Origin of the sequence: Arachnia propionica (assembly GCF_003859805.1) — a bacterium.
Classification (GTDB): Bacteria; Actinomycetota; Actinomycetes; order Propionibacteriales; family Propionibacteriaceae; genus Arachnia; species Arachnia propionica_C.
On record NZ_RQZG01000027.1, the window covers coordinates 1 to 18,598 of the forward strand.

Sequence of the window (18,598 nt, forward strand, 5' to 3'; positions counted from 1 at the left end):
CCGGTCTCGGGTTCGGTGGTGAGGTCGCCCAGGACCATGACGTTGGTGGCGTCGGCCATCTCGTCGAGGACGATGGTCTCCTCGATCTCCTCGTCCTGGTCCTCAGGGGTGAGGTGGTCGTGGTGGTCGGTGTCGGTGTGGGCGGTGGGCTCCTGGTCGAGGTCGTCTCCCGACGGGTCGTGCTCGCTTGACGGTTGGTCGAGTCCGTCGATCTCGGCCTCCTGGGGGGTCGTCTCGGGGGTCTCCTCGGGGTCGGTGTGCACGGCATCCTCGGCGATGACCTCGGGTTCCGGGCTCGGTGGTGAGGTCGCCCAGGACCATGACGTTGGTGGCGTCGGCCATCTCGTCGAGGACGATGGTCTCCTCGATCTCCTCGTCCCGGGCTCCGGACCCGGTGGCCGCGGCCTCGAGGTCCGCCGACGTCAGGCCCTGCCCATCCTCGACCTCCTCGATCTCCCCGGCCTCCTGGAGCGACTCCTCGGCATCGCCCACGGCCTCAGCCACATCGTCGGTGCCCTCGGCCTCCTCGACCGGGTGCTCCTGATCCTCCGGCATCCCGAGTGCATCGTCGTCAGCCCGCTTCGGGAGGATCACGGCCTCGAGGTCCTCCTCGGCCCCACGCCCCGGCTCCTGGCCGATGTGCTCGGCCACACCGGCGAGGCCGAAGGCCTGCTCGTCGCCGCCGATCGTTCCGGGGTCCTCCGCGCGGATCACCAGTTCGTCGTCGCCACCGATGGCGCCGGTGTCCTCGGCGTGGATGGCCAGTTCGTCGTCGCCGCCGATCGCCCCGGGCTCCTCCGCCCGGATCACCAACTCCTGGTCCCCACCGATGCTGTCGGAGACCTCCTGCCCGATGATCATCTGCACCGACGGCTCGCCACCGATGGTGTCGTAGTGGCTGTCCCCGATGACCTCGTCGCTGGGCGCGGTCGGGGCCGTCGCGGTCGGGCCGGTGACCCCCCGCTCCAGATCGAGCAGGGACTTCAGCTCGGCGTTGTCGTGCTGCGCCTGGTCCAGATCGCTCTCCAGCACCGTGATGCGCTCCAGCAGCTGCGGCATCGTCTTGTCCCACGCCGCCGTCGCCCGCTTCTCCAGCCGCGCCATCTCGCGCTCCTGACGCTCGGCCAGGGCCTCCAGCTCCGCGATCCGTGCATCATGCCCGGCCAGCGACACCGACTCCGAGGTCACCGCGGGCTCCGGGGTCGCGGCCTTCACGGCGCGTTCCTCCGCCTCGGCGGCACGCGCCTCGGCCTGGGCGAAACGCTCCTCCGCCGCAGTCAGCCGGGCCTGTGCCTCGGTCATCCTGCTGTTGACCTGGTCCACCCGGGCCTCGGCATCCGTGGCCCGGCGTTCCGCCTCCACCGCGCGCTTCTCGACGGCCCGGTACTGCGCCTCGTCATAGACGCGCACCGTGTCCCCGGAGACCATGTCCGTGCCGGGACCGGCCGCCAGCGACGCCGCCTCCGGCGCCAGGGCGGCCACCGGCTCCGACGGCACGGTGACGCGACGGCGTTTCGACAGGAACCAACCCGCCAGGAAGGCCAGCGTGGCACACACCGCGAGGATCAGGAACAACTCGAGGGTGAGCAGGAGATAGCCGTTCATGTCAGAGTCACCTTTCACCTTGCGCTACGAACGTCACACGACGATTGGCGGCCTGGCCCTCTCGGGTGTCGTTGGAGGCCACCGGTTCCTTGTCGGCCTTCCCGACCACCACCAGCTGGGCCGGATCCACCCCGGCCGCCACCAGCAGATCCGCGACGTGCTGGGCACGCTCCTTGGAGAGCTTCTGCCGGAACGACGGGGTGCGTCCCCCGTCGGTGTGGCCGACGACCTGGATCACCTCGGTGGGATTGGCCGCCAGCCAGGCAGTGATCTGCTCGATCCGCTCATCCTGACCCTCCAGCATGTCGGCGGACCCGCCACCGAACTGGAGCACCACCTCCGGCAACGGGGTGGGCTCCGCCTCGGGTGAGGGCGTCTCGCTGGGTGGGGCAGGGGTCTCGACCACCTGGGTGGGGGAAGGAGTCGAACTGGGTGACGGCGAGGCGCTGGCCGTGGCGCTCAGGGTCGCCGTCGGGGTGACGGTGGAATCCGCCGTCGGTTGGGAGGCGTTCACGGAGACGTCGGAGACCCCCGGGATTCCGGCGATGATGTCGCCCACCCATTCGGTGTCGGCCATGTCCACCGTCACCTTCGCCGATCTGCCCGAATAGGTCACCTGGGCGTTCACTCCCTGTGCCTGCAGGATCCGATTCGTCTCATCGGTCAGGGTGCGTTCGACGAGCCATGCACTCGCGCCCGCTCCACCTGCGACCAGTGCCGCGAGACCGACGGCGACGACCGCGCCGCGTCCCTTCATGTCACCCTCCCATGGTTGTCCAGTGAAAACGATATCTCCCGGACTGAACCTTCGGCCACTCATGGGCAGGAAAACTGCTGGTGGAACCCGGTGTGGCATTTCGCCGGGGGTGCTTCTACGATCAGTAGGAGCGCTGAAGAGGAACGAGGAAGACCATGCTGGAGGCCGCCCCGAACCAGGGCAATGACGACTATGACGACGGGTTGAGCGATTTCACCGTTCCAAATGTCCTCGGCAAGCACGGGGACCGTGGACCGGTCTCCTCGGAGCCTTCCCGTCGGGCAATGCATTCCACGAGCAAATCCAATGAACTGGGCCAGGTGCTGGATGCCATTCACACCTCCGTCCCCGAGCTGGGTGGGGTGATGATCGCCTCCCAGGAGGGGCTTGCCATCGCGCACGACTTCCCGGAGGCCGATGCGGAACGCATCGCGGCGATGGCGGCGTCGTCGATCGGTCTCGGGCGACGCATCTCCGAGCGGTCAGGGATCGGGGAGCTGGCCGAGGTGGTGCTGCGCGGTCGCACCGGCTACCTGGTGGTCTACGAGACCGGTGAGGACACCATCCTGGTGATGCAGGGACCGCTGGATGCGAACCTGGGGCTGATGAGGATCGAGGCCCGGATGGCCTTCGTCGAGATCCGTGCGATCTTGAGTTCTGGGTCGTGACACGGTGGGATGGGGGCATGACGACACATGTTGATCTCTGGTTCGACCCGACCTGCCCCTGGGCCTGGATGACCTCCCGGTGGATGCTGGAGGTGGAGCAGGTCCGTGATGTCGCGATCACCTTCCACCCGATGAGCCTGTTCATCCTCAACGAGGGTCGTGACCTGGACCCGGGGTACCGCGCCCACATCGACGGCACGCGGGTCGCCTCCTTCGCCGCGGCGGCCGTGCAGGAACGTTACGGCCACGAGGTGCTCCGCGACTTCTACACCGCTCTCGGCACCCGCATCCACCCGGGTGGTGAGCCCGTCTCGGTGGAGACCGTCGCGCACGCCCTGGCCGACTGCGACCTGGACGTCGGGATCGCCGAGGCCGCCACCGGCGACGAGTTCGACGCCTTGGCCCGCGGCTACCAGAAGGTGGCGCAGGACCTGGTGGGCCCCGACGTCGGCACCCCGATCATCCGGGTGGGCGGCATGGCCCTGTTCGGCCCCGTGATCTCCCCGGCCCCGAAGGGGGAGGCCGCCGGTGAGCTGTTCGACGGCTTCGTGAAGGTCACGGCCTACGACGGTTTCTTCGAGCTGAAGCGTTCCCGCGACCGGGGCCCGATCTTCGACTGACCTCACCCCGTCCCACTCCCACGGGGCGGAATCAGGCGTGTTCCGCAGCGTGCCGGAGTAGAGTGAGCCCCAATCGACCACAGGGGGTTGTGAGATGACCACACGCATCGGGGTGCTCACCGCCGGAGGTGACTCACCGGGACTCAACGCCGCCATCCGTGGGCTCGGCAAGGCCGCGTTGGAACGGCACGGCATGGAGCTCATCGGTTTCCAGGGCGGGGTGCGGGGCCTGGCGGAGAACCGGTTCGTTCCCCTGGACCACGCCAGCCTGTCCGGCATCCTCACCGTCGGCGGCACCATCCTCGGCACCAGCCGCGACAAGGTGCACCGCATGGTGATCGACGGCGAGACCGTCGACGCCATCCCCCGGATCGCGGAGGTGGTGGACCGCAACGGGCTGGACTGCCTGGTGATGCTGGGGGGCGGCGGCACCGCGAAGAATGCCCTGCGTCTGGCCAATGCGGGGATCCCCGTGGTGCACCTGCCGAAGACCATCGACCGCGACGTCGCACACACCGACAACACCTTCGGGTTCTCCACCGCACTGGAGATCGCCACCGAGGCGATCGACCGGCTCCACTCGACGGCGCACAGCCACCACCGGGTGGTGCTGGCGGAGATCATGGGGCACCGGGCCGGGTGGCTGGCGCTGGGGGCCGGCATCGCGGGCGGTGCGGACATCGTCCTCATCCCGGAGATCCCCTACACGCTGGAGTCGGTGGCCGAGACCATCCGGGGCAGGCAGGCCCAGGGCAAGCACTTCAGCGTCATCGCGGTGGCGGAGGGTGCCACCGACGTGGCGACGTCACGGGCCATCGCTGCGGCGGAGTCGCTGAAACGCTCCGCAAAGTCTCCTGAGGAGAAGGTGGCCGCGAAACAACACCTGGCGCGGGTCCTCGACGAGCACCGCGAGCACGTGTTCCGGCTCGCACGTGACCTGGAGGCCATGACCGGGCTGGAGTCCCGGGTGACGATCCTCGGCTACGTGCAGCGCGGCGGCACCCCGTGCGCCGAGGACCGGCTGCTCGGTTCCCGCATCGGCACGGCGGCGGCGGAACTGATCGCCGACGGGGCCTCCGGGATCATGGTCGGCAGTCAGGGCGACGGCACCGTCGCGGTCCCGCTGGAGCAGGTCGCGGGCAACCTGTCACTGGTTCCCCTGGACCACCCGTGGGTCCGCACGGCCCGCGACGTCGGCACCGGGCTCGGCGACTGACGCCCTGTCGCGCACCTCACCACCGCCGCAGCGCTGACTGCGCCGCCTGGAACCGGGTCACCAGCTCCTGCCGGGTCTCCCGGTCCGCCTGGGTCCGTTCCTGCTGGGCGAGGGCCTCCTTGGTGGCGCGTTCCACCTTGTGGTCCAAGGACTTCAACTGGGCCTCGACCTGTTCCCGTGCCGTCTGGGTCCTGCTCACCAGCTGTGTTCCCAGGACCAGGCCGGCCAGCGCCACCAACAGCAGCAGGAAACCCCACGTCGGGTTCTGGGTCAGCAGGAAGACGGCCAGCACCAGCAGCACGGCACCGGCCACGCTGACGGGGATCCCCATGGTGAGGAAGCCCGCCGGGGCCTGCGCCTCGATGTTGCTGCGGATCGCCCGCAACCTCGACGGCTGCTGCACCCCGTCGGGTCCGACCACCAGGTCCTTGACGTGCGCGATGGTGACCTCCGGGGCGGGTGGTGGGGAGGCCAGGCCCTCGCCGCACTGCTCGGCCAGTGGTGCGAAGTGCGGCAGGAGACGACGCCACAGCCAGGTCCGGGAGGCGGGTGGCACCCCCGGAGCGGTCACCATCTCCTGCACGGTCCGCAACGCCGGGGTCGTGGCCAGGGGGGAGTCCGGGGACGGGGTCTGCTTCAACAGCTGCATGAACTCCTCACGGGCCCGTGAGGCCTCGAGCAGCAGCTCGTCCTCCTCCTCGCCGCTGCCGACCACTCGCAGGGTGAGGGCCTCCAGCAGCATCGTCGTCGCGGCCTCCTGCGGGTCGATGGTCGGTTCCTCCTCCGGTGCGGGGTCGTCGGGCACCGGCGTCTCGACGGGGGAGTCCGCGGCCACGAAGTCCGGGCCGGTGCTCTGCGGGGAGACCCCCTCCACGACGAGTGCCTGCCCGGTGGCCTCCTCGAACCGGTCGAGCACCCATCTGAGCGTCGCGAACTGCTGAGTGCTGGGCTGCTTCCGGTCATCGTGGTGCTTCATGGTCCGCTGTGCCCAGCCGTCCCAGTCCTGCTCGGTGGCCAGCACCCCGGCCACGACATCACCGACGACCTCCAGGGCATCCGGCCCGAACGCCCCCAGCACGACGGCCTGCCACACCAGCACCTGCCAGCGACTCCAGCGGCCCTCACCGTCGGGTCGCAGCAGCGACGGCAGGTCGTGCACCACCGCCGTGCCCCGGCCGAACGCCCCCTGCGCGATGGTGAGGAAGATCCCGGCCGCCTCCGGGTTGCGCTGCCGGGCCTGCTCCGCCAGCGACTCGTCCAGCCGTCCGTCGGGGTGCAGTGCCGTGACGGCGGGAACCAGCCAGTAGCGCGGGAGGTCCGGCAGGGACTCGGGGAGCTGTCCGGCGGCGAGCCGCTGGATGCTGCGCAGTGCGTGACTGCGTGCCTCCGGGTGACCGGCGAAGGCCTGCAGCTGCTTCTCGACGTCCTCCATCCGCACGTAGCTGAGGAACGCGTTGGTGAGTGCGTTCAGCCGGGCCTCCACGTTGCCGCGGACCGCCTTGAGGTCGTTCTGGAACTCCTTGGCCTGGCGGGCCATGCTGCGGTTCAGGGACTGGGTCGCCTGGTTCTGGTTCTCGATGGCCTCCTTGAGCAACCGGTCACGGCCGTACTCCGATGCCCAACGCCAACTTGTCTCGTCCATGCACAAATCCTCCCCCACGGTGGGGTCAGGCGCGAGGGTGGGGCAGGATTGGGGCATGTACCCCACCTATGTGCCTGACCAGAACCGCTACGACGGCCGCATGCCCTACCGCTTCTGCGGCCGTTCCGGCCTGCAGCTGCCCGTGCTCTCGCTCGGACTGTGGCAGAACTTCGGCGACGACAAACCGCTCGGTGTGCAGCGGGAGATCATCCGTCGCGCCTTCGACGCCGGGATCACCCACTTCGACCTGGCGAACAACTACGGGCCGCCCTACGGTCAGGCGGAGGTGAACTTCGGCTCGATCTACCGGCAGGATCTCGCCCCGTTCCGTGATGAGCTCATCATCTCCTCCAAGGCCGGCTACGACATGTGGCCCGGCCCCTACGGGCAGGGGGGCGGGTCCCGCAAGTACGTGCTGGCCTCGCTGGACCAGTCGTTGAAGCGGATGGGGCTGGACTACGTCGACATCTTCTACTCGCACCGTTTCGACCCGGACACCCCGTTGGCCGAGACGATGATGGCGCTGGACCAGGCGGTGCGTTCCGGGAAGGCGCTCTACGTCGGCATCTCCTCCTACGACGCCACCCAGACCCGCCAGGCCGCGCAGATCGCCCGTGAACTCGGCACCCCCCTGCTCATCCACCAGCCGTTGTACTCGATGTTCAACCGCTGGATCGAGCCCGGGGTCAAGGACGCCTGCGAGACCGAGGGGATGGGGATCATCACCTTCTCCGCGCTGGCCCAGGGCCTGCTGACCAACCGCTACCTCGACGGTGTGCCGACGGATTCCCGGGCCGCGCGTGAGGGCTCGCTGAAGTCGTCGCAGATCACCGACGACGTGCTGCAGCGGCTCCGGGCACTGAACGCGATCGCCGAGCGTCGCGGTCAGACGTTGTCGCAACTGGCCCTGGCGTGGGTGCTGCGCGATGCGCGGGTGACCTCCACCCTGATCGGGGTGTCGTCGTTGTCCCAGCTGGAGACCAACCTCAAGGTGCTGGACGACCTGGACCTCACCGATGACGAGCTGGCCGAGATCGACCAGCACATCGCTGCCCCGGGCGGTGACATCTGGGAGTAGGCCGGGCGGGTCCCGCTCACCCGCCGGTTCGCCTGCCCTGGCACGGAATTGCCTGCCTCGTTGGACAGGCAATTCGGTTGTGGGCAGGCGAACCGGCGCCAGGGCAGGCGAACCGGGTCAGGCCTGCCGCCTGGGTTGTGCGGAGGCCAGTCGGCTGCGCACGAACCACGCGATCGTCAGCCCGACGAACCAGACCAGGGTCAGCAGCAGTGCGGTGCGGGTGTCGTCGTAGCTCAGCAGCACGTAGACCACGAACACGAAGAACGCCAGCACCACCCATGGCGTGAACGCGGCCCCCGGCACCTTGAACGCCGCCTTGGCGTGCGCCTCGGGATGATCCCTGCGGTACTTGATGTAGCACACCAGGATCAGCGACCAGATGAACAGCACCAGCCCCACCGACACCGTCGAGACCGTCTCGAAGGCGGCCATCACCGACTCCCCGAGGATGAGGATCGGGAAGGCGATCAGGGTCAGTCCGACCGACATGTACAGGGCCCGGGCCGGGATGTTGTGGCTGGAGAGCGTGCTGAACGACTTCGGTGCCTGGCCGTGCTGGGACAGCCCGTACAGCATCCGTGAGGTGGAGAAGATGCCGGAGTTGGCGCTCGACGATGCCGAGGTCAGCACCACGAAGTTCATCACCCCGGCAGCCGCCGCGAACCCGACCAGACTGAACAGGTTGACGAACGGTGAGACATCGGGGTCGACCTTGTCCCACGGGGTCACCGTCATGATGACCGCGAGGGTCAGGACGTAGAACACCACGATCCGGACCGGGATCGCGTTGATGGCCCTGGGCAGGGTCGTGCGCGGATCAGATGTCTCCGCCGCCGCGGTCCCGATCAGCTCGATGCCGATGAAGGCGAACACCGCGATCTGGAAGGCCTTGAGGAAGCCGTCCAGCCCGGTCGGGAACACACCGCCACGATCCCACAGGTACGTCACGGAGGCGACGGTGCCGTCGGGAGAGGTGAATCCCGTGACGACGAGCACGAGACCGACGACGATGAGCACGACGATGGCGATGATCTTGATCAGGGCGAACCAGAACTCGATCTCGCCGAACAGTTTCACCGTCAACAGGTTGCAGGCCAGCAGCGCCAGCACGAGGCCCAGGGTGGCCACCATCGACCACCTCAGGTCGTGGATCCAGAAGTCGAAGTAGCCGGCGATGACGATGATCTCGGCGGTGGCGGTGACCACCCACAGGATCCAGTAGGTCCAGCCCGCGAAGAAGCCCGCCCAGGGGCCGAGCAGATCACCCGCGAAGTCCTGGAAGGACTTGTAGTTCAGGTCGTGCAGCAGCAGTTCGCCCATGGCACGCATCATGATGAACAGCATCACGCCGATCAGCAGGTAGATCAGCAGCAGTGAGGGTCCCGCGTAGGAGACGGTGCGACCCGACCCCATGAACAGGCCCGTTCCGATGGCGCCACCGATGGCGATCAGCTGGATGTGACGGTTCTTGAGGCTGCGCTGCAGGTGCGGTTCCTCAACCTGGTGGCCGTTGTCCTCAGCCATGATCCAGGGCCTCGTCGAGCGACATCAGGGGCAGGTCGAAGGCCGAGGCGACCCCCGGGTGGGTGACGTGGCCGGCCCAGGTGTTGAGTCCCTTCGCCAACGACCGGTCGTCACGCATGGCCTGCATCGCGCCCTTGTCGGCGAGCTGGATGGCGTAGGGCAGGGTGGCGTTGGTGAGTGCCCACGTCGAGGTGTGGGGCACTGCCCCGGGCATGTTGGCCACGCAGTAGAACAGCGAGTCGTGGACCTCGAAGGTGGGGTCGTCGTGGGTGGTGGGGTGTGAGTCCTCGAAGCATCCACCCTGGTCGATCGCCACGTCGACCAGGACCGATCCCGGTTTCATCTCGGCGACGAGGTCGTTGGAGACGAGCTTGGGGGCCTTGGCGCCGGGAACGAGGACGGTGCCGATGACCAGATCCGCCTGGGTGACGTGTTCCGCGATGGACAAGGCGGAGCTGGCCACCCCTGCCACCTGGTTGTGGAAGCGCCAGAAGGTGGCGCGCAGCTTCTCCAGGTCGGTGTCGAGGATCGTCACGTTGGCCCCCATCCCCATGGCGATGTTCGCCGCGTTCTGTCCCGCGGTGCCGCCCCCGAGGACGACGACCTTCGCGTTGGGGACGCCACCGATGCAGCCCATCAGGGTGCCCCGTCCGCCCTGGGCCTTCATCAGGGCGTGCGCCCCGACCTGGGGTGCGAGGCATCCGGCGATCTCTGACATGGGGTAGAGCAGGGGCAGCAGTCCCGAGGGCAGCTGCACCGTCTCGTAGGCGATGGCGGTGGTGCCCGCCTCCAGCAGGGCGTCGGTCTGGGGGCGGTCGGCGGCCAGGTGCAGGTAGGTGTACAGCACCAGGTCGTCGCGGAGATGCCCGTACTCGCTCGCGATGGGTTCCTTGACCTTCATCACCATCTCCCCGACGGCCCAGGTCTCGGCCGCGTCCTTGACGATGGTTGCGCCCTGTGCGGCGAAGTCCTCGTCGGGGATCAAGGACCCCTCCCCGGCGCCGGACTGCACATAGACCTCGTGTCCTCTCCTGACAAGTTCACTCACCCCTACGGGGGTGATGGCCACCCGGAATTCGTTGTTCTTGATCTCTGTGGGCACTGCGATGCGCATGAGGTACTCCCTTGTTCTCCTTCGGCCGGGCCCGGTGGGGCCAGCCGTTGCCTCTTTCCCGGGACTGTAATTCGGGATCGGGTCCCAAGGGGCATGGATGGTGCGACGGCGTCGGCAGAGCTGAGGGGTCAATGGGGGCTGACAACCGGCCCGAGTCCCGGGCATGGGCTGGGGGTCGGCCAAGTGGATGACATCAGCCGGACTTGACGAGACAGGGTGTCACTTCCTGAGGTCGCGGCGCTGGAACAGGGGGAAGGAGAGCGCCCACAGCAGGGCTGCCCCGATCAGCAGGACCGCCACGTGACCCCACGCCACGCCGTCGTGGAGGGGGCGGGAGCTGCCGTACCAGTGGAAGGGGCTGAGGCGGGCCCAGAGGGGATCGCCCGGGCCCATCGCCCGGACGACCTCGAGGGCGTGGCCGCCGACCCCCACGACCACGGCGGTCCAGATCGTCACGGCCGGGCGGCCGGATGCCGCTGCGGCGAGGAACGCCGTCGCGGAGACGAAGACCCCGAGCGCGGCCAGGTGGAGGGTGGCCGAGGCGATGTGGGTGACCGGCAGGTCCAGGTGGCCGAGGCGCGCCCCGGCCCAGATGCCCAGCCCCGTGAGGACGGCGAGGGCCGTCACGAGCACCACCTGAGTGCTCAGGGTCGCGCCCAGCAGCCGCATCCGGCTGGTGGCGGGCAGCAGCATCGCCAACCGGCGGCCCCGCTCGTCGGCGGCCAGGCCGTGGGCGACGGCGACGCCGAGGGTGATCACGGCGGCGGGGGCGCTCAGGCTGAGGGTCTCGGCCCAGTAGAACCCGGCGGGAGTGGCCATGTCCGTGGCCCCGAAGACCTGCAGGACCTGCGGTGGCATCGTCTCGACCATCGACTCCAGCTGCGGGGCCATCTGCTCGAACATCACCCCCATGAGCACCCCCATCAGTGCGACCATCACCAGGGCCGTGATCCCGAACAGGGTGCGACGGCGGGAAAGCAGGAACCCGGTCAGTGACGGCCCGCGGGAATGGCTCGGGCGCAGCCACCGGGGCAGCCGGTCCCGCCACGGTGCGGGGGCGGTGCTGCGCAGGTCGCGGGTCAGGAACCGGGTGCCGCCGAGCACCACCAGCAGGGCGGCGCCGCCCAGCAGCAGGGCGAGGCGGCCACCGTCGAGGCCACCCACGATGACCTGGGGGCGTGAGTACCAGGACCAGGGGATGAGGTCGGCGAGGTGCTCGGTGTGGGAGGACATCGGCAGCAGCCCGGCCAGCAGCCAGCCGAGCAGCACCACCGCCCCGCCGATCCCGGCGGCCAGGCCGTGGTTGCCCGTCGCCGCCCCGACGCCGAAGGAGACCGCGCCGCTGAACAGCGCATTCGCGCCCAGCGCGACGGCGAGGGCCCCGAGGTGGGCCTGCCCCAGCTCGACCCCGAACAGCCACGCCGCTGCCCGGGAGCCCAGCCACAGACCGAGTGCGGTGAGGGTGACCGTCGCGATGAGGGTCACGAGCCTGGCCCCGACCACCTGGATGCGGGAGACGGGATGGGCGAGCAGCATCGGCAGGGTGCGGTCCTGCTCCTCACCGGCGATGAGGTCGCTCCCGACGGCGACGGCGTGGCCGGCGGCGGCCAGGGCCCCGACGAAGGCGATCATCTGGGAGTAGGCCATCACCTCGATCCCCGCGCCGACGGGGATGCCCGCCACGGCCAGCATCGCCTCGGGGAGGGATTCGTAGAGGGCGGCGTCCAGTGACCGTGACATCCACAGTCCCAGGCAGGTGAGGGCGAGCAGGCTGACCACGATGGTGGCGACGGGCAGCAGGCGGGGTCTGATCCCGCGCTGGATCAGGGCGAGGGTGCTCATGTCTCGTCCTCGTAGAAGGCCAGGAAGGTGTGTTCCAGGTCGGCGTCGCGGTCGGTGATGTCCTGGGTGGCGACGAGTTCGCCGTGCCTGATGATGGCGACGCGGTCGGCGACGCGCTGCACCTCGGAGAGGGTGTGGGAGGACAGGAAGACGGTGCGTCCCTCGTCGGCGATCTCGCGCAGCAGTTGGTGGAGCTCGTGCTGGACCAGCGGGTCGAGGCCCGCGTTCGGTTCGTCCATGATGACCAGTTCGGGGCGGTGCATCAGGCAGGCGATGAGGCCGACCTTCTGGCGGTTGCCGGAGCTGAGCTCCCCGACCGGGCGGGTGAGGTCGGCGTCGAGACGTCTCGTGAGGTCGTCGACGAGTTGCCGGTCGACGGTGCCGCGCAGCCGCGCGAAGAACCTGAGCAGCTGTGTGCCGGTGAGTTTCGGCGGCAGGGCGAGGTCGCTCGGCAGGTACCCGAGACGGGCGTGGAGGGCGACGGCGTCGCGGCGTGAGTCCAGGCCGAGCAGCGTCGCTGTGCCTGAGGTGGCGCGGATCTCGTCGAGGAGGATGCGGATGGTGGTGGACTTCCCGGCGCCGTTCGGGCCGAGGAAACCGAAGACCTGGCCGCGGGGGACCTCCAGGGTGAGGCCCTTGAGGGCGGTGAAGGAGCCGAAACGTTTGGTGAGGTCCTGGGTTGCGATGGCGGGCATGTCACTCCTTCAACTGGTCCCGGTAGTGGGCGATGAGCTCGGGCGAGAGCAGACCGCTGAAGAGGTCGAACTGGGCCTGGACGTACGCGCGGGTGCCGGGCTGGGTGGCGAGGTCGAGGGAGGTGATGTCGATGTCGAGGAGGCGTTTCATCTGGCGGTGGAGCACCAGTGAGCCGAGCGAGTAGAGGGTGAGCATCCTCACGGCCACGGGCAGGTCCACCACGGGGCGGGCGAGTCCGGCGTCGATCGCGGCCTGCCAGTAGCCGACGGCGTCGGCGACGAGCTGGTCGATCAGGGCGTCGATCGCGGCGCTGGGCCGGGTGAGGCGGTGGGCGAGGTAGCCGAGCACCTGCTCCTGGCCGGTGGCCTGGAGGCTGGCGAAGATGTTGGGCAGGGGGCCGTCGATGTGTTGGTGCTTGGCGTCCTTGATCAGTGCGGCGATGCGTTCGTCGCAGGCGAGCAGGAGACCGTCCATGGTGCCGAAGTGGTGGCGGATCAGTCCGATGGAGACCTCGGCGCGGGCGGCGACGCTGCGGGCGCTCGGGGTCTCGCCCTCGGCGACGAGTGCGATGGCGGCGTCGCGGAGACGGGCGCGGGCGGTGAGATCAGAACTCATGATACGAGTGTATGGTTTATTGCACGATCGTTCAAGACCCAGGGGTGGGCAACATCCCTGCCGCCCACCTGGCCGCGGTGTGAGGCCCTCAGCGTGGGTGGAGGACCTGGAACCGGGCCATCCGTTCGGGACGCCGGGCGACGGTGAGGCGGTCGCCCCAGCTGGGGGCGAGCGTGTCGATGAGCAGCGCACAGAGGGCGTCCGGCTGGTCGGTGTCGAGGTGGATCTCGGCCATGGGAGGGTCGTTGCGAAGTTCCGTCGAGACGAGATCCCCCAGTGCCGTGACCGCTGCGTCGCTGTCGCCGTGGAGGCGTGCGGTGTCGAGCATGTGGCCCCCGGCGTCGCGGAGGTGGGCGTGTTCCTCGGGGGTGAGGTCGCTGATGCGGACGACGACGCGGGTGTCACCGGCGGTGAGGTCGAGGACATCGCCGAGTCGCGTCAGGGCCTCGGGGGTGGCGGTGAACCATTCGAGGAAGTCGCCGTCGCCGATGCGGATGATGGTCTCGTCGTCGCCGTGCCAGGTGAACCACGACGCAGGGACCGGCCAGTCGAGTGGCGGGTAGTGGGAACGCAGCGCGTCGAGCTCCTGTGGGGTGACGTCGTCCAGCAGACCGCCACCGTTCACCGCAGGGTCGAGCACGCCGAGGGGTCCTCGGCCCTCACCCACCCAGGCCCCCACGAGGGTCTCCGACATCAGCAGACCGGTGAGCCAGGCACTGAGCGGGGCCCTCGTGGGTGCACCGTCGAGCTCTGCGACGGGGTCGTCACCGGGTGGGGTGTCCAGCCACCACACGCTCTGGTTCTCGGTCCAGACCGTGATCCGGTCGGCCTCGGCGCGGAGGCCATCCAGGGTGATGGCGGGGTCCTGGACCGTCAGGATCCGGTGGCCGAGGATCTCGAACCACTCATGCAGTGCGCCGGGAAGAGGGAGGCCGATGCGGTCCCGGGCGGCGGCGATCTCATCCGGGGTGCAGCCGTCGGCGGCGACGAGGGGGTCTCGGTGCCAGCCGATGACGTGACCCAGCTGTGCCCAGCGGGGTTGGTTCAGGAGGTTCTGCTGACGGGACGACATGGTCACGGTGACTCCTTCGGGTCCGGTGTTCTCCGCCATTCTTCAGTCCTCGGGCGGTTTCTCAGTACGAGGAATGTCTGGAAACACCGACGGTCCAACCGTTGCCCGCTGCACGCAGCCGATGTTGTGCGTCCAGCAGGTCGCACCTCTCGCGGTGGCCGAGGTGGCCACGCCACATGAGGGCCGTGGCCCGGAGCCGGGCGATCCCCTCCGTCGCGACCCGCGGCCTGTCATCGGGCTCGGCCTGCCGGATGGCGTCGCGGGCCCGGGCGAAGGTGCGCCACACATGGAACCCCATGGGGTGGGGCAGGGAGAGTCGCCCCAGCCACCGGCGCAGGGGAACGTCGTGGTCGGCCAGGTATCCCGGCCAGTCCGGGTGCCGGAGCGTCGCCAGGTACAACCCGTCCCGGGTCAGGTCGCGTTCGGCCTGGTCGATCACCTCGTCGGGCAGGCACTGCAGCACCAGGTGGTCGAGCCGGGGCCACACCGTCGGCACCCGACGAAATCCGAGGACCGAGATCAGTCGCAGCTCTGTGAGGGTGGGCAGTCGGGTCAGGGACTCGAGGTCGTGCAGCGGGCTGGGGCAGCCCTCGATGACGAGTCGTCGCAGCCGGGGATGCGTGGCGACGAGGTCCGGCAGGTCGAGCTGATCGACGTGGCGGAGCTCCAGTTCACGCAGCTGGGGCAACTGCCCGGGCAAGGGGGCCGAACACGTGAGCCTCAACCAGCGACCCGCCAGCGGGGCGTGCAGCCGGAACCCCGGGGAGCGGGCACCGACGAGGGTGCAGGAGTCGATCGAGCGTGGCAGCCTGAGCTCCTCCAGACCGGTGGTGTCGATGCGGACCTCACGCAGCCAGGTGCGGCTGAGGTCCAGTGAGGTCTGGCCGTGGCACTCCAGGCTCAGGGTCTCCACCATGGGGGAGCGGGCCAGCCACGGCAGCAGGTCGTCGTGCCAGCGGGTCAGCTGCAACTCCTCCAGGGTCGGCCACACCGCGAGATCGTCGAGGGTGAACAGGGGGTCGAACTGGTCGAGGGTGTCGTCGAGCGCCATGTCCTGCAGTGGATGGAGAGTGACGGGCTCCCCGGTGGCGCGGTCGCGCACCGTCGGGATCGTCACGGGATCATTCACCGTCGCGGCCTCGACGAAACGGTGCAGCGCCTCAGGGGGTTTCTGTTCCCAGCGGTGCTGCCAGAGGATTCCCTCGGCGAGGTCGTGGGCCAGTTCGGTCCCGGGTGGGGCGACGAGCCGCGGCAGCCGCCCCAGCGGGACCCAGCCGTCGGGCATCTCCTGCAGCTCCGCCACCAGGGGGCGGGGTGCCACGCACAGTGTCCAGCAGGAGTACTGCATCGCCGGTGAGGAGGTCAGTTCCGACAGGGTCGGTGCGTGATCCCCCTGCCACGCCAGGGCCGCGGCGACGATCCGCCAGGAAGCCCTGCCGAGCACCTGGGCGGCGCACCACAGCCCCAGGCGCTCATGGCGCCACGCGAACACCTCGCCAGGGGTGGGCAGGTCCTCCATCGTCCGGGTCCTTCACATCGACGGTACGGCGCATCCTAGCGTCGGGGTCCGACAGCGGTGCCGGGTGGAATCCCGGTGACGGCTCACACGAAGGGGCCTCACACACTGGTCTGGGCCCCCCGTACCTCGATGAAGCCCTCCGACCCGGAGAAGTCGTCCGGGTTCCGGGTCCACTGCACGGCACCATGTGCGTGTGCGGTGGCAGCGATGAGCAGGAACACCACGGCGCCGTGTCGGGCGTCGTCCACTCTCCGTTTCGACGTGTCGAGTCAGACCACCGCTTCCAGTGGGGCGCCCGATGAGGTGTTGACGTCCATGACCAGAACGGTGTTGATCGATGTCGGTTCCTCGCACGGGGAGTGGTGCTCCACACCGGCCCCATGACCTTCCCGCTCGGAGAGCGCCACCGCTGTGCGGGGTGATCCGTGAGAGATCAAGAAATCCTGGCAACGATGCTCATTCAAGGTGCTGAACCCTTGGTCGGAGAAGAAGCTGTTCGCGGAAGCGTCAGGTGGGGCAGATCGGTGCAGAAAATGTCCGAGCCAGTCTGTAGCGTTGAGAGGTGAAGCGATGCGCCAACCCTGAAGGTGGCCTCCAGGGCTGGAGACCGCAAGATCTCGCTGGAAGGACAGGGCATGGCAGTTGTGCTGCGAGTGGTGTTGCCCGAACTTCGCCTCTCGTGGTGCACGGCAAAGAGCAGCTCGCGTCGAGACCTCGGTCGCCCTCGCCGGTGACGCGACCTCCGCCATGTCCTCGATCCGTGTGAAACTGACATCAGAAGCCGTGCCAAAACGACATCAATGCCAGTGCTGAACTAACATTGGAGCCAGTGCCACTCTGACATCAGAGGTGCTGTGGAGATGGTTTCAGGAGGAGCTCCCGGCCGTCATGTTGACCGGTCCTCGGGGCTGCGGCAAGACCACGACGGCGCTGCGTCGAGCTTCATCCACCCTCCGACTCGACGTGCCAGGGCAGGCTGCCGCGTTCAGAGGGGCACCTGACGAGGTGCTGGGAGGCTTGGATCCTCCTGTGCTCATTGATGAATGGCAGTCTGAACCAGAGTCCTTGGGGGCTGTGAAGCGAGCGGTGGATGCCGGGGGCGGTCAGGGCAGGTTCCTCATCACGGGCAGCGTGCGGTCAAGGTTGAGCGTGGACACCTGGCCTGGGACTGGACGGATCACGCCGATTCCCATGTTCTGCCTCACACAGGGAGAACTGGAGGGACGGGCAGGCTCTGTTCGGGTCGTCGAGCGTTTGTTCGGCCCGGATGAGCCAACCGTCGGGATGCTTCATGATGCTCCAGGTCTGGTGGATTACGCCGCCATGGTGACGCGAGGCGGGTTCCCGGAAGCGATCAGGCTCAGCCCTGGCGTGCGGGGTAGGTGGTATCACGGTTACGTGGAGCACCTGGTGCATCGTGACGTACAGGAGCTGCAAGCTGTGAGGAACCCGCAGGTCTTGGCGAGGCTCCTCGAAGCTGCTGCGCACAACACCGCTGGGACCCCAGCGGTGCAGTCGCTGGCAGAACAGGTGGGCGCAGACCATCGCACCGTGGGGAGTCATCTGGACCTCCTCGAGGAGTTGCGGATCATCGAAAGGCTCCCGGCGTGGGGGAGCAACAGACTGAATCGCGCGGTGAAATCACCGAAGGTGTTCCTCACGGACACAGGCATGGCCGCCCACCTGATGGGAGACGACCAGCAGGGCCTGTTGCTCGATGCCAGCCGCCTCGGCCGGATCATCGAGACCTTCGTCTTGGCCCAGCTGCGCCCGCTGCTGCATCCGAAGGTCCGCGCCTTGCACTTCCGGGACGGCAATGGACGCAGAGAGGTGGATCTGGTGCTGGAATCGACGAAAGGCAGGATTGTTGGACTGGAGATCAAGGCCTCCAACACCGCCACAAAGCAGGATGCCCGTCACCTGGCCTGGCTACGGGACCAGGTGGGGGACCAGTTCGTTCGAGGTCTGGTCCTGCACACCGGCCCCATGACCTTCCCCCTCGGAGATCGTCTCTGGGCAGTGCCCATCGCAAGCCTGTGGAGGACAGCGCTGGGGTAGTGGAAATGATGAGATTGTTCATGACGCCTATCAGCTGCGTGAAATTCCTTGCCAGCTCGACATTGCCCCATGCTGGCGGGCCACGTGGACAACCTCCTGGGCCGCTTGGTTGCCGGGATCATCATGGCTGGGACTGACTTCTGTGAGGGCATTCGGTATGGCGCTCACGTCCTCAACTGCGAGGGGGTGGATTGAGATGCGTCGACCTGTACTCTTCTCTGATTTGACCGTATCGGTCGTCTGAAATTGATGCTCAGGGCGTTGTTCATGAGGGTGAGCGGTGTGGCTGAGGTGACCCCCGGGTAGGGCATCGACTGTTTCACGAGAGAATGGGTATTGCAAACTATCCGTACCTCTCGAGGAAGCAGTCGATGCGTTACGATTCCATGGCTCGCGTTGAACAAGATCTTTCACTTGTCGAGGAGGGGAAATATTCCCACAATTGATGCAGGCCAAGGCTGAAGCGATCTTGTTGTTGTCGAGACGGGTGGATGTCGAGACGGTGGCGGAGATGGCAGAACGTCAGGTCTCGACGATCCTTTCCTGGGTGCGTGACTGGCATGCCACCCGGT

General features: G+C 68.2%; 17 protein-coding genes. 6 read left to right on the forward strand and 11 right to left on the reverse strand.

From position 1 onward, the window contains the following. Window positions 1–191: hypothetical protein (locus EII34_RS16345; RefSeq protein ID WP_221620319.1), on the forward strand; the 191-nt coding region annotated here is incomplete at its 5' end. Here the strand turns inward: EII34_RS16345 and EII34_RS15255 are convergent. Both EII34_RS15255 and EII34_RS15260 read right to left on the reverse strand, forming a co-directional pair. Continuing rightward, a complete protein-coding gene (locus EII34_RS15255) occupies window positions 103–1,605 on the reverse strand; it encodes a hypothetical protein (protein WP_124846032.1) in 1,503 nt (500 codons plus the stop codon). The genes EII34_RS16345 and EII34_RS15255 overlap by 89 nt on opposite strands. Window positions 1,606–1,612: 7 nt before the next feature. Next, entirely contained in the window at window positions 1,613–2,362 is a 750-nt protein-coding gene (locus tag EII34_RS15260) for an OmpA family protein (protein ID WP_185711387.1), read from the reverse strand. A gap of 155 nt (window positions 2,363–2,517) precedes the next feature. Between EII34_RS15260 and EII34_RS15265 the strand changes: the two genes are divergently transcribed. The 3 genes from EII34_RS15265 (at window position 2,518) to EII34_RS15275 (ending at window position 4,866) form a co-directional block, all read left to right on the forward strand. Continuing rightward, the gene (locus EII34_RS15265) at window positions 2,518–3,030 is read left to right on the forward strand and encodes a roadblock/LC7 domain-containing protein (RefSeq protein ID WP_260425194.1); all 513 of its coding nucleotides are present in this window, start codon (window positions 2,518–2,520) and stop codon (window positions 3,028–3,030) included. Window positions 3,031–3,047: 17 nt separating this feature from the next. Next, entirely contained in the window at window positions 3,048–3,650 is a 603-nt protein-coding gene (locus EII34_RS15270; protein ID WP_124846034.1) for a DsbA family protein, read from the forward strand. A 94-nt stretch (window positions 3,651–3,744) separates the two neighbouring features. Then, complete coding sequence (locus tag EII34_RS15275) at window positions 3,745–4,866, forward strand: 6-phosphofructokinase (RefSeq protein WP_124846035.1); 1,122 nt, start codon at window positions 3,745–3,747, stop codon at window positions 4,864–4,866. A 16-nt stretch (window positions 4,867–4,882) separates the two neighbouring features. Here EII34_RS15275 and EII34_RS15280 read toward each other — a convergent pair whose 3' ends face one another. Beyond that, on the reverse strand, window positions 4,883–6,508 hold the full coding sequence (locus EII34_RS15280) for a hypothetical protein (RefSeq protein WP_124846036.1): 1,626 nt from the start codon (window positions 6,506–6,508) through the stop codon (window positions 4,883–4,885). A gap of 55 nt (window positions 6,509–6,563) precedes the next feature. Here EII34_RS15280 and mgrA point away from each other — a divergent pair, with 55 nt between their 5' ends. Next, window positions 6,564–7,586: an L-glyceraldehyde 3-phosphate reductase gene (gene mgrA / locus EII34_RS15285; protein ID WP_124846037.1), complete on the forward strand. Its 1,023-nt coding sequence runs from the start codon at window positions 6,564–6,566 to the stop codon at window positions 7,584–7,586. 117 nt (window positions 7,587–7,703) lie between these two features. On the opposite strand, the gene EII34_RS15290 is transcribed toward mgrA, so the two are convergent. From EII34_RS15290 to EII34_RS15815, 8 genes are all read right to left on the reverse strand, one after another. Next, a complete protein-coding gene (locus EII34_RS15290; RefSeq protein WP_124846038.1) occupies window positions 7,704–9,110 on the reverse strand; it encodes an amino acid permease in 1,407 nt (468 codons plus the stop codon). Beyond that, on the reverse strand, window positions 9,103–10,224 hold the full coding sequence (gene ald, locus EII34_RS15295; protein ID WP_124846039.1) for an alanine dehydrogenase: 1,122 nt from the start codon (window positions 10,222–10,224) through the stop codon (window positions 9,103–9,105). Before ald ends, EII34_RS15290 begins: the two co-directional genes overlap by 8 nt. A gap of 219 nt (window positions 10,225–10,443) precedes the next feature. Then, window positions 10,444–12,066 (reverse strand): ABC transporter permease subunit, encoded by a 1,623-nt coding sequence (locus EII34_RS15300; protein WP_124846040.1) that lies wholly within the window; start codon window positions 12,064–12,066, stop codon window positions 10,444–10,446. Beyond that, a complete protein-coding gene (locus EII34_RS15305) occupies window positions 12,063–12,761 on the reverse strand; it encodes an ABC transporter ATP-binding protein (RefSeq protein WP_124846041.1) in 699 nt (232 codons plus the stop codon). The genes EII34_RS15300 and EII34_RS15305 overlap by 4 nt, the downstream gene beginning before the upstream one ends. A gap of 1 nt (window position 12,762) precedes the next feature. Beyond that, a complete protein-coding gene (locus EII34_RS15310; protein WP_124846042.1) occupies window positions 12,763–13,377 on the reverse strand; it encodes a TetR/AcrR family transcriptional regulator in 615 nt (204 codons plus the stop codon). A gap of 88 nt (window positions 13,378–13,465) precedes the next feature. After that, on the reverse strand, window positions 13,466–14,455 hold the full coding sequence (locus EII34_RS15315; protein ID WP_124846043.1) for a hypothetical protein: 990 nt from the start codon (window positions 14,453–14,455) through the stop codon (window positions 13,466–13,468). 55 nt (window positions 14,456–14,510) lie between these two features. Further along, window positions 14,511–15,968 carry a leucine-rich repeat domain-containing protein gene (locus tag EII34_RS15320; RefSeq protein WP_124846044.1) on the reverse strand — a complete coding sequence of 486 codons (1,458 nt, stop codon included), beginning with the start codon at window positions 15,966–15,968 and terminating at the stop codon, window positions 14,511–14,513. Between the two features lie 98 nt (window positions 15,969–16,066). After that, window positions 16,067–16,216, reverse strand: a complete 150-nt coding sequence (locus EII34_RS15815) for a PIN domain-containing protein (protein WP_148092637.1) — start codon at window positions 16,214–16,216, stop codon at window positions 16,067–16,069. Between the two features lie 640 nt (window positions 16,217–16,856). Here EII34_RS15815 and EII34_RS16850 point away from each other — a divergent pair. Further along, window positions 16,857–18,026 carry an ATP-binding protein gene (locus tag EII34_RS16850; protein WP_124846045.1) on the forward strand — a complete coding sequence of 390 codons (1,170 nt, stop codon included), beginning with the start codon at window positions 16,857–16,859 and terminating at the stop codon, window positions 18,024–18,026. Window positions 18,027–18,598 lie beyond the last annotated feature (572 nt).